The sequence below is a fragment of the Gammaproteobacteria bacterium genome, from assembly GCA_029882975.1.
Lineage (GTDB): Bacteria > Pseudomonadota > Gammaproteobacteria > SZUA-152 > SZUA-152 > JAJDNG01.
In genome coordinates, this window is the sequence record JAOUJW010000003.1 from 246,216 (window position 1) to 259,637 (window position 13,422).

Genomic DNA, 13,422 nt, shown 5'->3' on the forward strand with positions numbered 1-13,422 from the left:
TGGATAACGATAAAAAAGCCCGTTTTGATTCCAAAACGGGCTGCTGTTTCCAATAGGATTTCGGGCTTACTTAGCGTGACAAGTCAGACAAAGAGCACTGCCGCTATTGCTGACAATTCCCAAAGTACCTTGATGGTCTCCCACGACACCATTGTTCACTCTTAAAAAGCTAGGATTAAAAGTAGAGCCGGGACCGCCGGATGGTACACCATGAGGGTCGTGACAGGAGGCACATTCCACCTCAAAACCCTCTCCTGTATCGTAGAGGCGGGGTTCGTCTTTGTCTGGATAGCCGTTGGAATTGAGGTCGAACACCTGCATTTGGGCTCCGCCTGGAGTGCGGTAAATCAAGTTGGGTTCATTAAAATCCACTCCGGGCTCAAATACTGTGGGAAACAAGATACCGATGGGGTGGTCATCACGTAAGTCCGTGCCTAAAGCAAACGCATTAAATGGCAGACTCTGGGCGGCCGCAGTAGGGTCGGTACTGTGGCAGTACATACAGCTTTGGTCGTTTGCCGGTCCGGTTCCCGGGGAGGGCCCCATTGTGGCGTGTACCGCGGCTGCGTTGGGCCAGGTATCCAGAAAGGAAGGATTCATGCTGGTCTTTTGGGCTTCGCTGTAATTGCCGGAACCGGGCATATTAATAATAGAGTCTATGGCTATGGTGCCATCGTGGCAGGACAAGCAAGTCAAAGAATTGGGGCCCGGTTGGCCGATAGGGCGATCCAAAGTTCTGGGCTTGTCGTAAATAGTGTAGGTTCCGGTATTAATCGTGCGGTTCCAAAGGGGCAAGGCGTCCACTGTAGTATTGGTTCCATGCGGGGTGTGGCAATAGACACAGATTTCGCCGTAGTTGTTGCGAGCATTGTCCATAATAGCGCCGCCACCGGTAATGGCAGGTAAGTAGGACATGGTGAGGTTATGTCGTGTTTTGGATATGCTGTCGGTGTTAGGGGCTCTTGTGGCGGGGCTCCAGCCGTCCGCAAAAGCAGTGATTACCACGCACAACAACGCCCAGAAAGTCAAAGACCTTACTAAGTGCTTCATCAGTCTCTCCCTGAAAGCGAACTTTACCGCGTCAAACTTCCTTGTTCGCTGATTATAAACTTATGTGCCAAATTCTAGGATCTGGCGCGAATCAAACTACTACTAAATGGTTTATTATAGTAGCTCCTGTCCGATTGTGGAGTAAATTAACTGAGATGCTTTATACTTGTCAACAAATAAATTCAATAACTTAGATCGCGTCTACGATTGTAGGACAGATTCTGATGTGTCTGTCGGTTATCGTCTACTGCGTTTCTTTTTGTTGCTGACAGGGGCGAAGAAACCTTGCCCAGGAGGTAAATCAGCGGGCCGGTAAACGTCCACTTTTTTATAATACTGGTCTGCTACATAAACTCGGCCATCTTCATCCACGGCTATACCGGTAGGTAACATGTAGGCGGCAGGGCCCCCCTTGAAGCTGCGTTCTCCGACGAACAACAGTAACTCTCCGGTACCGCTGAAGATTTGGAAGTTGCCAAAAGAAGAATCCACCACGTATATATTGCCGGAAGTGTCTGTGGCTATCCCTTTGGGGCGGGAAAACTGACCGCTGCGGGTGCCTATAGAGCCAAATGAGCTAATGAAACCGCCGTTACTGTCGAAGGACTGGACTCTGAAATTTCCTCCGTCTACCACATGTATGGTTCCGTCAGGGGATGCGGCGGCTTGTAAGGGTAAGTTAAATTCACCCAGTTCTTTGCCTCGGACCCCCACCGTCTTAATTAAATGGCCGTTGATGGCATCGAAAATGTGCATTTTATGCTCATCGGTTTCTACTCCGCCATTATCTATCACATAAATACGACTGCCGTCTGGGCTTACCGTCACGCCGGTGGGGCGTTTGAATATCTCAGTGCCACCAATGGCGCGTAGATATTCGCCGTCTTTATCGAAAGCCACTACACGTTTAGCGGTATTGTCCGCTACATAGACGGTTCCGTCTGCGCGACTGACGGCGATGCCGATGGGCTTAAATAGCTGGCCGACACCTTCAGTGCCAATATGTTTGAAATCTTTGCCGGGAGCGTCAAACAGCAGCACGGCTCGTTGTACGGTATCGCATACATAGACCCGACCCCGATTCACGGCGATTCCCCAGGGTTTCACCAAACCGAAAGCGCTGGCACCACTGCCGGTGGCCAGTTGTTTCAGTTTGTCCATGGCTGTCTGTTCTTTGACGTCCAGACTATTGGTTAGGGTTCGTTCCCAAATAAAGCGGGCTTTTTCAGGGGGGGGAGGGAATACAGGTGGCTCGAATTCGAATTCACGTCCACCGGAGCCTGTGCAGGCTTGTAAAACCAAGGTGACTAAAAGAATGGCTCCTGCCAAAGGGGAATGTCTGACCATGATGTATCGTTTAGTTCCGTATGCTGATTACAAAAGAGGGAACCCCGAATAATCGGGGTTCCGGTTATTTAATGTGACAGGTGAAACATAATACCTCAGCATTGGCTCTAAGCAATAGTTCTCTTGAAGGATCATGCACATTATGGCAAGTCATGCACTCCACTTGATCGTTATACAGTTTAACTCCGTTTTGAAAAATACGGTTATTAAACTGATCGGCAGGTGGTGCGGGGACAAAATCCGGGTCGGTAAATCCAAGACCGGCGTAACGCATGGAAATGGGGTGGTCATTACGTAAGTCCGTTCCCAGCATTTTTACTGTGATATCGTGAGCTACATTGCCGTTATGACATTTACCGCAGTTTTCGATGCTGTCACCGGGATTGATGCGCATATGCATGGCAGAATCCGCGGTAGGGTCGAAGGTCACCGGCTTAAATACCACCATGTCCACTGCCATAGTGCCGTCGTGGCAGGAGAGGCATAGCATGCTGATGGAATTGAGTTTGTTGGGATTGGTGTCCAGTGTCATGCTGCCTGCATCGGCGTAAAACTGGTAGTTTTCCGTGGCCGGGACAAACCGGTTCCAGTCCGGAATTCCGCCGAAATCCGAAGGTTGAGCGCCAGCCTCCTCCGGTGGAACATGACAGTACACGCAGGAATAACCGTAATCCGAGAACGCTACACCGGCCATGGCAACAACACCTGCCCGTGAGTTGAGTCCGGTAAAGTCGTGTTTTGATCCTAATATAGGATCATCCGCCCCTAGAACCGGATCTCCGACAATAGCCTCTGCCCCCGCATTTGTTATCCCAAACACTGTAACCAGAAGAGCTACAACAACATTGTTTGGTTTTAAATATTTCATAGTGCTTTTGTCTGAATATGTTTATATATAGTAGTATGGATTTGTCCAAATACGATACCTTTCTCCTTCTCAGTCCTTATCGAATATGTTTATATCCCTATATGGCTCTCGTATTGTATTGTAATATCTGCAAACTTTAGAGTAGCGTAAAATTTTTAAATAAGCCACAATTTACTTAAAAACCGTATATTTATCTTGTAGGAATATAATGATTATTAGGACCATATTTGTTAGTTATATTACATGGATTGTGATTTGTACAAATTCTGTACTAGCTGCGGAAAAAACGGACAAAGTCCCTACAAAACAGTCTGAAGCCGAAAAAATCTATACCGACAACTGCGCCATTTGTCATGGAGATAAAGGTGATGGTGACACGCGGGCGCAAAATGGGCTCAATCCGCCGCCACGAGATTTCACGACTGTTCAGGCTGCGATGGAGCTTACACGCGATCGTATGATTCAGTCAGTGACCAATGGTCGGCCGGGAACCGGGATGATGCCGCATAGAGATCGCTTGAGCGCAACCCAAATCAGCGCTGTGGTGGACTATATCCGGACCCGGTTTATGAACACCCCGGTTGCAAACGGCCCCGCTCCGGTTGCAAATCCCAAGGGTGCAAAAATATATACTAAGTTTTGTTCTGTCTGTCATGGAGACAAAGGAAATTCAGCGGTCTGGGCCCGCAGTCAGTTAAATCCACCGCCGCGAGATTTCACCAGTGCGCAGGCTGCTAAAGAGCTGACCCGAGAGCGGATGATTCATTCCGTCACCAACGGTCGACCGGGGACAGGCATGATGTCGTTTACAACCAAGCTAAAAAGTGACGAAATCGAGGCCGTCGTGGACTATATTCAGGGGCAGTTTATCGGCAAAACGCCGCAAACCAGTCTCAGTATGGCGCCGCAAACCGTCCCTGGCGGAAACCCTCATCAAAGGGCCGACCCGCATCAAGCGATTCCGCAGCGTGCCAACCCCCACCAAAGGACTAATCCACACCAGCGAGCCAATCCACATCAAGCCAGTCCACATCAAGCCAATACCCCCATGGCCGGACCCCAGTCCCTGCCGCAGGCGATACCGGCTGATATGAGTTTACCTATGCCCAACGGTTTGCAAGGTAATGTGAAAAACGGGCGTCGGTTTTTTATGAAAAACTGTTTTACTTGCCACGGTGTGAAGGGTGACGGCAACGGCCCAAGAGCTTACTTTAACACGCCACGACCGCGAGACTTTACCAGTTCCGCTTCACAGCGAATGTTGAACCGGGTACGCTTGTTTAACAGTATTACCCACGGTCGTGTTGGTACAGTAATGCCGGCATGGGGTAAGGTATTGAATCAACAACAAATTGCTGATGTGACTGAGTTTGTGTTTCAGGCCTTTATACAAACGTCAGGCAAAAAAAAAGCCCAATAGCTCACTCCGTTCCTGCTTCAGTCGGTCCCGAGGATGCGAGGGATTGGCATGAACAGGGGCGGAAAATATACAACTTTCGTTGTTATTTCTGTCACGGTTATTCCGGCGATGCGGCTACTTTGGCAGCCAGCTATTTAACACCTCGGCCTCGAAATTTTCGCAGCAGCGATCCCTCGGCTTTATCCCGCAATCAAATGCTGGATGCAGTCACTGAGGGCCGTTTCGGCACTGCTATGAAGAGTTTCGCAGCCACGTTGTCGCCACGAGAAATTGAGGCTGTGGTGGATTTTGTTCGCATAGAGTTTATGCTTAATGGTAACCCCAATACTCGCTATCATACCGCTGAAAATGGTTGGCCTGACCATGAGAAATACCAAGCCGCTTTTCCTTTTGCGCTAGGACAAATTGCTTTGGATGCACCGGAAAGCGCGCTGACAAAGCAACAGCGTGTCGGTAAGGTTTTGTTTATGAACGCCTGCATAACTTGCCACGATCGCGCCAGGGTGGAGCATGAAGGGGTTATTTGGGACGTTAAAGCGGTTTCGTTTCCGCGCAATCGTTATACCCACAAAAATCCCAGCGCGTCAGCTAGCCCAGTGGTGGACAGTCGCTCCGGGGCAACGCCGTATGCCAAGCACGATAAAGCTCCCCTATTGAGTGACTTAAGCTCTCAGGAGCGCAGAGGTGAGAGTCTTTTTCAGGCTAATTGTGCTTTTTGTCACGCCATGGATGGAACGGGCAAAAACTGGATTGGTAGTTTTTTGGAGCCCCATCCAAGGAATTTGACGGATCCGGAAATAATGTCGACTATGACACGAAAGCACGTTAAAGCAGTCGTGATGAACGGGATAGAGGGAACTACCATGTCGGCCTGGCGGTCAGTGTTAAGTGAGCAGGAAATAGACAGCGTGGTGGCCTATATCAACAAAGCCTTCCATCCTTTGAAATGACTGTGTCAATGTGGAACTGACACAAAACACATCTAACGAGAATAAAGAGAATTGGAACAATGATTAAAGTAGGAATAGTGGGTGGAACGGGGTACACCGGTGTGGAACTGCTACGGTTATTGGTACAGCATCCGCAGGTACATTTGCATACGATTACTTCCCGCACAGAAGCCGGGATGGCGGTAGCGGATATGTTTCCCAATCTGCGCGGTCATACCGAGCTGTGTTTTTCCGAACCGGATACAGCCGTTCTGAGCGAGTGCGATCTGGTTTTTTTTGCAACCCCCAATGGAGTTGCCATGAAGTCCGTTCCCGAATTACTACAGGCTGGGGTTCGGGTAATTGATCTGGCCGCGGATTTTCGTCTTAAGAATGAAACGGAGTGGGAGCAATGGTATGGAATGCCCCATGCCTGCCCGCAATTGCTGGAGCAAGCAGTTTACGGTCTTCCGGAGTTAAATCGCAGCGATATTGTGAATGCCCGTTTGATTGCCAATCCCGGCTGTTATCCTACCTCCGTACAATTGGGTTTTGCACCTTTGTTGCGCCATGGCTTGGTGGATACGGACCGTTTGATTGCCGACTGCAAATCCGGTGTCAGCGGGGCAGGGCGTAAAGCCAGCGTGGCGCACTTGTTGGGTGAGTGCAGTGAAAGTTTTAAGGCTTATTCTGTGGCCGGACACCGACATTTACCAGAAATCACTCAAGGACTGCGCTCCTTAACCGACAATACTGTGAGTCTAACGTTCGTACCTCATTTGACTCCCATGCTGCGCGGAATTCACGCAAGCCTCTATGCCTATTGTGAAGACCTCAGTGTGGATCTGCAGGCGATATATGCAGAGTATTTTGCCTCAGAAGTCTTTGTTGATGTCATGCCTGCCGGTTCGCACCCGGAAACCCGGTCTGTGCGAGGTTCCAATACTTGTCGTATCGCGGTACACCGGCCGCAACAAGGCAATATGGTGGTTATTTTGTCCATCATAGACAATTTAACCAAAGGCGCTGCGGGGCAAGCGGTACAAAATATGAATATCATGTTTGGATTTGACGAAGCTGCGGGCTTGAATCAGGTGGCGTTGTTACCCTGAGAAAGACCATTTTTTAAGTGTGATTTTAAAAATATTGAAAACTGAATAAGTTATGGGTTCACAACTGGTAATCAAAGCGGTTACGCCATGGAAATACTGGTCCAGAATGTTTCTGGCGGTGTTCAGTATAGGGGTATTTGGTTGGCTCATGTTCGGTTTTGGCGGCATCAAGGCCGGATATGACAATGAAACCATGGGTGAGGAAATGCAGCGTTTACAGCAGCATATTTACGATCTTGGGAGAAGCAATAGTGATTTGCGCGAAAAAATCGCGGTTGCTAAACAGGGCGGTGAGATTGATAAACAAGCTTATTCGCAGGTAAAAACCAGCCTGGTGGATCTGCAGACCGAATTGTTGGAACTAAAGCAACAAGTGGCGTTTTACCAAGGTATCTTGTCCCCCAAAGAAGCGGCGAGTGGACTAAAAGTTACCAGCCTGAAGTTAAACAGCATTGGCAGTGCGGATGGCTATCGCTTTAAGTTGGTGTTAACTCACGTGAACAAGCACAGTCGGATGGTTACCGGTCGAGCTCGTATTTTTGTGGAAGGAATCATGGAGGGGGCGAACAAAACCTTAAGTTTGGCAGATGTCTCCGGCGGTAAGCTAAGTGAATTGAAGCTGAAATTTAAGTATTTTCAGAATTTGGAGGGGGATATTGTGTTGCCCAAAGGCTTTGTTCCATCGGGTGTTCTGGTGGACCTGATGCCTAGTAATAAAGGCATGACACGAATAAAGAAAAATTTTACCTGGACCGATATTATCGGTTGAGACTGATCATTAACTGACATCAGAAGGAATCCCTCCTATGTTCGGAAGTAAAAAGGCGAAAATTTCCTCGGAAATAGATTCATTAGTCGGTGGCAACACAACCATTAAAGGCGATGTGATGTTTACCGGTGGTTTGCACATTGATGGTGTAGTTCGCGGTAGCGTGGTGGCCGAAAGTGAACAGTCTTTACTCACCACCAGCGATAGAGGTCGTATTGAAGGCAACGTTAAGGTGCATAGTATTGTCTTAAACGGTGAAGTCGTGGGCGATGTGCACGCTTACAAACATATTGAGCTGGCTGCGAACGCCCGGGTGACCGGCAACGTATACTATCAAGTGATTGAAATGGCTATGGGGGCTGAAGTTAATGGCAGCCTGATTCATTTGTCCAAAGAACAGGTGCCGGCAACCGTAGTCCCCGAGGTGATTGAAGAAAAAGCAGTAGCGGAACCTTCAGTGGAAGAAAAAGTGTTGGATTCTATTCCTGAGTCACAGGAAGGACCGGCATTTGAAGCTGAGCCGGATGATCAGGGCCAGACGTACCAGTTTAGCGTCAAATAAGTGGCGATTGTATAAATGTTGTACAATTTGGTCCATGTGTTCACATTTTTCCGCGTTGACTTGAAAAATCATCTTCAGGCACTATCTATAATTAGATGATAGAGTTGGAGGTATTTGCATGAGTTCTACTGCGGACGTGACGTTAACATTCACCGACAATGCCGCCAATAAAGTTAGGGCGCTGATAAAAGAAGAGGGTAATGAATCACTTAAGCTTCGGGTTTACATTACCGGGGGTGGCTGTGCCGGATTTCAATATGGGTTTAAATTTGACGAGAAAGTCAACGAGGGTGACACGGAAATCGAAAATTCCGGAGTGAGCCTTGTAGTGGACCCCATGAGTTATCAGTATCTGGCGGGAGCTGAGGTGGATTATGTGGAGGGCCTGCAGGGTGCTCAATTTCTTATCCGAAATCCCAACGCCAGTACCACCTGTGGATGCGGTTCTTCATTTTCTGTGTGATGAGGTAAGATTTCCGGGCATTATGTCCGGCAAAAAAACAGGGGCGGGTCGCCCCTGTTTTTTTCGTCTGACACAATTTACATAAGGATTTTTAACAATGACAATGAATGAGTACCTGCCGGGATTGGCCGGTGTTCCAGCCACGAAATCTAATATTTCCGATATTGACGGCCAAAAAGGCAAGTTGTATTACCGTGGCTATCCCATCGAGCAGCTGGCTAAACACAGTTCTTTTGAGGAAACCGCCTTGTTACTGCTGGACGGCGAATTACCCACGACCGATCAGCTCAGTTCTTTTGACGCGCAGCTGCGCGATAACCGCTTGGTTAAATACAATATTCGGGAGTTGATGAAAAACCTTCCAGCGACCGGCCATCCTATGGAAATGTTGCAAACGGCTGTAGCCAGCTTGGCTATGTTTTATCCAGGAAATGAATGCCTCACCGGTAGCGACCGTTGCGAAGACTTGTACTACATACACAATATGACCGTGAAAATTATCGCCCGCATGGGGACCATTGTGGCCATGTGGGAGCATATTCGTAACGGTTACGATCCTATTCCTCCAAGGGCGGATCTATCCTATGCCGAGAATTTTCTCTATATGCTCAACGGGAAGGAGCCGGACCCCTTGCTGGCTAAGATTATGGATGTGTGTCTGATTTTACATGCAGAACACACCATCAACGCATCCACATTCGCCATGCTGGTTAATGGTTCTACCCTGGCCAGTCCGTGCAGTGTCATGGCCTCGGCTATCGGTACCTTGTCCGGCCCCTTACACGGTGGTGCCAATGAGCGGGTTTTGACCATGCTGGAAGAAATTGGCAGTCCCGATAAAGTGGAAGCCTATATTGATAATAAGTTAAATAATAAGGAAGTTATTTGGGGGATGGGACATCGAGAGTACAAAACCAAAGACCCCAGAGCGACCATTCTACAAGGTTTGGTGGAGGAATTTATGCAGGTTCATGGCGCTTCCAATCCCCTATTGGAAACAGCGTTGGAAGTAGAGCGGGTGGCTGAAGGTCGTTTGGCACACAAAGGTGTGTACGCAAATGTGGATTTTTACTCAGGAATACTCTATGCGGAAATGGGTATTCCTTCGGATCAGTTTACATCAATCTTTGCTATCGCCCGTTCTGCCGGTTGGATGGCACATTGGCGGGAGCAATTGGCGGACAATCGTATCTTCCGGCCGACACAGGTGTATACCGGCCAACCGCCTCGAGACTACACTTCCATCGACAAGCGCTAGCTTGTCCGATGTGCTGCATGACAAGTATCTGTTAAAAATAAAAAGGCGGATTGATCAATCCGCCTTTTTATCCCCAAATTTGTTGCCCAGTGACTGCTGAATCTTGCCTTACAGTTTGGCCACAGAAGTCTTACCTAAGGTGTTCAATAAGGTTAGATAGCCTTGAGTGTTCAGTTTGAAATCGGTTTTTTGCTCATAGGTAATGGGTGCGGCACCGGGCAATTTTACGGTTAAAGGGTTACGATGGATGCCATCTACACGGAACTCGTAATGTAAGTGCGGTCCGGTAGCTAAACCGGTTTTGCCGATGTAGCCAATGATTTCCCCTTGTTTAACCCGGTCACCGCGACGTAAGCCCTTTTTGAATTTCACTAAGTGAGCGTACAGTGTCTGATATTTGCCGCCGTGCTGGATAATAACGGTATTGCCATATCCGCCTTTGTGTCCCAGATGGCTGATTTTACCGTCTCCGCTTGCCTTGATGGGAGTGCCCACCGGGGCTGCGTAATCCACGCCTTTGTGATCCCGGAGGCGATTTAATACCGGATGGAAACGTTTACCGAATTTGGAGCTGACTCGGGTGGAATCTACAGGGTTTCGCAGAAACGCCTTGCGCAGACTGATACCTTCCGGGGTGTAGTAATCCACATGACCGTTCTGGTCTTTATAACGAACGGCGCGGTAAAGTTTGCCGTTATTGATGTATTCCGCAGCGAGAATATTGCCATTGGTTATTTTTTCACCGTCTAAATAGTATTCCTCGTAAATCACTGAGAAGCGATCGCCGGCTCGCACGTCGGTAACAAAATCGAATTCCCAGTCAAACAGGCCTACCAACTCCATCGTCATGCTACCGGGAATGCCGGCTTCTAAGGCGGCTTCGTACATAGAGCCGGTTATCTCCGCTGTGGCGTGTGCTATGCGTTTGTCCAGCTCAGTTGTAATGGTAGATGCGTGGAACTGATCGCCTTTGCGGGTAATATGCAGAGCGCTGGAGTCGTTGATCTCATAGATCAATTCATGCAGTTTGTTGTTAATCAGAAGAAACTTCAGTTCTTCGCCGGGAGAAATAAGATTTAAGGTTTTAGTGGGTTCGCCCAGACGGACAATGTCGCGCAGTTCCTTGGTTTTGATTCGCATACGCTTGAACAACTTGGATAGCGTATCTCCTCGCTGTACCGTGATAGACTGCCATTTCATTTTTGGCATTTTCTTCACGGGCTTGGTATCTAAACCGGAAGCTTGTAACGCTATTTCCTCGTCGGGCAGTTCAAAGTTATTGGGGATTTCCAGAGGCAGGCTGACCATATTCAAAGTCGTGGGAGTGAACCCGTCGCCAATGCCGGGAACCCGTGTTGCTTCTGCGATATCTGAAATGAGGAAAAAGATAATGCTGAATAAAGAAGTGCTGGCAAATAAAATAGCCACGTGTGCGCCGGACATACGTTTGTGTTTTAAACGTTTGCGCCCATTGGCAGGAATTCTGTCAGCTGCTCCAGGTAAGCCGGTGTTGGGTCTGCTGGATGCGGTGTTTGTTCGTCGTAAGAGTTGTGCCATAACGCTAGTACTACTGATATATATGGAGTTGAAGGGTCATAGATCCATCCAAGTAGCTCCTTAAGTGGCGATTAGTATAGGCCGGTTAAATACTGTAATACCAGCGGAACCGGCGCTTTATACGAAATTATTACATGACCATCGACTCTTTTCTTTCTATGGTATAAAGAGACGTTGAATCGTCGGTTTTTTGACTATTTTTCCAATACATTATCTCTTTGTTTGACGCAATACGTTAGTCGATTTTTCCGATAAGTGGTTGTCTGTCCGCTAACTAAAGTTGGCGTAGGTTTTGGGTGGATAGGTGTGTCTGTTATCATTCGGCTTTTTTAGCCCCCGCGATGGGGAAGTAGCTAACGGTGAAGGAAAATTCATGTTAAGTGTTGAAGAATCATTGGTGCAAATAAAGCGCGGCGCTGAAGAGTTGTTGGTCGAAGCTGAATTAAAAACCAAGCTTGCCAGAAACAAACCTTTACGGATAAAGGCAGGGTTTGATCCCACCGCGCCGGATTTGCATTTAGGGCATACGGTGCTCATCAATAAATTGCGCCAGTTTCAGGATTTGGGGCATGAAGTCTTGTTTCTCATTGGAGACTTTACCGGCATGATTGGTGACCCTACTGGAAAAAACAGTACGAGGCCTCCCTTGACCCGTGATGAGGTGATCGAAAATGCCAAAACCTACGAAGAGCAAATTTTCAAAATTTTAGATCCTGCTAAAACCCTGGTGATGTTCAATTCCAGCTGGATGAATGAAATGAGTTCGGCCGATATGATACAACTGGCAGCCAGGTACACGGTGGCCAGAATGTTGGAGCGTGACGACTTTAGTAAGCGCTATAAAGGTGGGATGCCTATTAGCGTGCATGAGTTTTTGTATCCGTTGGTTCAGGGATATGATTCCGTGGCAATGCGAGCAGATGTGGAACTGGGTGGTACCGACCAGAAGTTCAATTTGCTGGTAGGGCGGGAATTGCAAAAAGACTATGGGCAGGAATCCCAGGTAATACTCACAATGCCCATTTTAGAAGGATTGGATGGTGTACAAAAAATGTCCAAATCGCTAAACAACTATATAGGTATCAATGAAGCGCCGGACCAAATGTTTGGCAAGATTATGTCTATTTCCGATGACCTGATGTGGCGCTATTTCGAACTGTTAAGTTTTCGCTCTTTGGAAGAGATAGAAGGATACAAAACGGAAGTGGCCCAAGGTACCAATCCGCGCGATATTAAATTCAAGCTGGGTGAAGAGATTGTGACAAGATTTCACAGTGCCGCAGCGGCTAATAAAGCAAGGGAAGGATTTATTGCCCAGTTCAGTCGCGATGCATTGCCGGAGGATATGCCGCAAGTGGAGCTGGTCTTGGAAGAGGGGGGGATCGCCATTTCGAACCTGCTCAAAGATGCCGGACTAACCGCCAGTACCTCTGATGCCAGACGCATGGTGAAACAAGGGGCTGTAAAAGTGAATCGCGAACGTGTTGAAGATGACAAATATCAATTTGTTGCGGGTGTCTATGTGGTACAAGTAGGCAAACGTCGATTTGCCAGAGTAACGGTAAAATAGGCTTAAAGGCTTGATTTAGGGGCGTTGTAATTTTATTTAAAAAAACTTTTCGAAATAGCTTGACGCTTTCCGAAATGTGCTTATAATGCGCGCTCTCTGACGGAGAACGCAGAGACACTTTAAACCGAATTGCGACTGACCGAATGGCGGCAATACAAAAAAAGTTTAAAAGTGTTGACGGATCAAATTTAAGTTGTCATAATTGTCCGTCTTTGCTGATGACAAATCATCGGCCCGCTCTTTAACAATGAAATCAGGTAATTTGTGTGGGCACTTGCATTTTTGCTTTATATTGCAAGCAATTATGTAAAGTGACCTAGTCAGTTATTCCGAGTAAGTGAATACTTGAATAGGATCATTGGATTGGTTACCCATAAAGTAACTAAACTCTTAAACTGAAGAGTTTGATCCTGGCTCAGATTGAACGCTGGCGGCATGCCTAACACATGCAAGTCGAACGGTAACAGCAGAGCTTGCTCTGGCTGACGAGTGGCGGACGGGTGAGTAATGCATAGGA

12 protein-coding genes and 1 rRNA gene are annotated in these 13,422 nt (G+C 47.8%); 9 read left to right on the plus strand and 4 right to left on the minus strand.

What is annotated here, in order from left to right:
• Positions 1 to 66 precede the first annotated feature (66 nt).
• From OEY58_04065 to OEY58_04075, 3 genes are all read right to left on the minus strand, one after another.
• Complete coding sequence (locus OEY58_04065) at positions 67 to 1,050, minus strand: cytochrome c3 family protein (protein MDH5324618.1); 984 nt, start codon at positions 1,048 to 1,050, stop codon at positions 67 to 69.
• Between the two features lie 237 nt (positions 1,051 to 1,287).
• Positions 1,288 to 2,397 carry a 6-bladed beta-propeller gene (locus tag OEY58_04070; GenBank protein ID MDH5324619.1) on the minus strand — a complete coding sequence of 370 codons (1,110 nt, stop codon included), beginning with the start codon at positions 2,395 to 2,397 and terminating at the stop codon, positions 1,288 to 1,290.
• Positions 2,398 to 2,461: 64 nt separating this feature from the next.
• Positions 2,462 to 3,265 carry a cytochrome c3 family protein gene (locus tag OEY58_04075; protein ID MDH5324620.1) on the minus strand — a complete coding sequence of 268 codons (804 nt, stop codon included), beginning with the start codon at positions 3,263 to 3,265 and terminating at the stop codon, positions 2,462 to 2,464.
• A gap of 208 nt (positions 3,266 to 3,473) precedes the next feature.
• Here OEY58_04075 and OEY58_04080 point away from each other — a divergent pair, with 208 nt between their 5' ends.
• From OEY58_04080 to OEY58_04110, 7 genes are all read left to right on the plus strand, one after another.
• Positions 3,474 to 4,685: a c-type cytochrome gene (locus OEY58_04080; GenBank protein ID MDH5324621.1), complete on the plus strand. Its 1,212-nt coding sequence runs from the start codon at positions 3,474 to 3,476 to the stop codon at positions 4,683 to 4,685.
• Positions 4,682 to 5,635: a cytochrome c gene (locus OEY58_04085; protein MDH5324622.1), complete on the plus strand. Its 954-nt coding sequence runs from the start codon at positions 4,682 to 4,684 to the stop codon at positions 5,633 to 5,635. The genes OEY58_04080 and OEY58_04085 overlap by 4 nt, the downstream gene beginning before the upstream one ends.
• A 59-nt stretch (positions 5,636 to 5,694) precedes the next feature.
• Entirely contained in the window at positions 5,695 to 6,726 is a 1,032-nt protein-coding gene (argC, locus tag OEY58_04090) for an N-acetyl-gamma-glutamyl-phosphate reductase (GenBank protein MDH5324623.1), read from the plus strand.
• Between the two features lie 52 nt (positions 6,727 to 6,778).
• The gene (locus tag OEY58_04095; protein ID MDH5324624.1) at positions 6,779 to 7,495 is read left to right on the plus strand and encodes a hypothetical protein; all 717 of its coding nucleotides are present in this window, start codon (positions 6,779 to 6,781) and stop codon (positions 7,493 to 7,495) included.
• Positions 7,496 to 7,532: 37 nt separating this feature from the next.
• Positions 7,533 to 8,057, plus strand: coding sequence for a polymer-forming cytoskeletal protein (locus tag OEY58_04100; protein MDH5324625.1), 525 nt, complete (start codon positions 7,533 to 7,535; stop codon positions 8,055 to 8,057).
• Between the two features lie 118 nt (positions 8,058 to 8,175).
• Complete coding sequence (erpA, locus tag OEY58_04105; protein MDH5324626.1) at positions 8,176 to 8,520, plus strand: iron-sulfur cluster insertion protein ErpA; 345 nt, start codon at positions 8,176 to 8,178, stop codon at positions 8,518 to 8,520.
• Between the two features lie 103 nt (positions 8,521 to 8,623).
• On the plus strand, positions 8,624 to 9,778 hold the full coding sequence (locus OEY58_04110; protein ID MDH5324627.1) for a citrate synthase: 1,155 nt from the start codon (positions 8,624 to 8,626) through the stop codon (positions 9,776 to 9,778).
• 108 nt (positions 9,779 to 9,886) lie between these two features.
• Here OEY58_04110 and OEY58_04115 read toward each other — a convergent pair whose 3' ends face one another.
• Positions 9,887 to 11,335, minus strand: a complete 1,449-nt coding sequence (locus OEY58_04115; protein MDH5324628.1) for a peptidoglycan DD-metalloendopeptidase family protein — start codon at positions 11,333 to 11,335, stop codon at positions 9,887 to 9,889.
• Positions 11,336 to 11,708: 373 nt separating this feature from the next.
• Here OEY58_04115 and tyrS point away from each other — a divergent pair, with 373 nt between their 5' ends.
• Both tyrS and OEY58_04125 read left to right on the plus strand, forming a co-directional pair.
• Complete coding sequence (gene tyrS, locus OEY58_04120) at positions 11,709 to 12,905, plus strand: tyrosine--tRNA ligase (GenBank protein MDH5324629.1); 1,197 nt, start codon at positions 11,709 to 11,711, stop codon at positions 12,903 to 12,905.
• 392 nt (positions 12,906 to 13,297) lie between these two features.
• A 16S ribosomal RNA gene (locus OEY58_04125) occupies positions 13,298 to 13,422 on the plus strand; the annotation flags it as partial.

Coding starts and splice junctions, on each gene's coding strand:
- OEY58_04065 (MDH5324618.1), bottom strand. CDS start 1,050: ATGAAGCACTTAGTAAGGTCTTTGACTTTCTGGGCGTTGTTGTGCGTG.
- OEY58_04070 (MDH5324619.1), bottom strand. CDS start 2,397: ATGGTCAGACATTCCCCTTTGGCAGGAGCCATTCTTTTAGTCACCTTG.
- OEY58_04075 (MDH5324620.1), bottom strand. CDS start 3,265: ATGAAATATTTAAAACCAAACAATGTTGTTGTAGCTCTTCTGGTTACA.
- OEY58_04080 (MDH5324621.1), top strand. CDS start 3,474: ATGATTATTAGGACCATATTTGTTAGTTATATTACATGGATTGTGATT.
- argC (MDH5324623.1), top strand. CDS start 5,695: ATGATTAAAGTAGGAATAGTGGGTGGAACGGGGTACACCGGTGTGGAA.
- OEY58_04095 (MDH5324624.1), top strand. CDS start 6,779: ATGGGTTCACAACTGGTAATCAAAGCGGTTACGCCATGGAAATACTGG.
- OEY58_04100 (MDH5324625.1), top strand. CDS start 7,533: ATGTTCGGAAGTAAAAAGGCGAAAATTTCCTCGGAAATAGATTCATTA.
- erpA (MDH5324626.1), top strand. CDS start 8,176: ATGAGTTCTACTGCGGACGTGACGTTAACATTCACCGACAATGCCGCC.
- OEY58_04110 (MDH5324627.1), top strand. CDS start 8,624: ATGAATGAGTACCTGCCGGGATTGGCCGGTGTTCCAGCCACGAAATCT.
- OEY58_04115 (MDH5324628.1), bottom strand. CDS start 11,335: ATGGCACAACTCTTACGACGAACAAACACCGCATCCAGCAGACCCAAC.
- tyrS (MDH5324629.1), top strand. CDS start 11,709: ATGTTAAGTGTTGAAGAATCATTGGTGCAAATAAAGCGCGGCGCTGAA.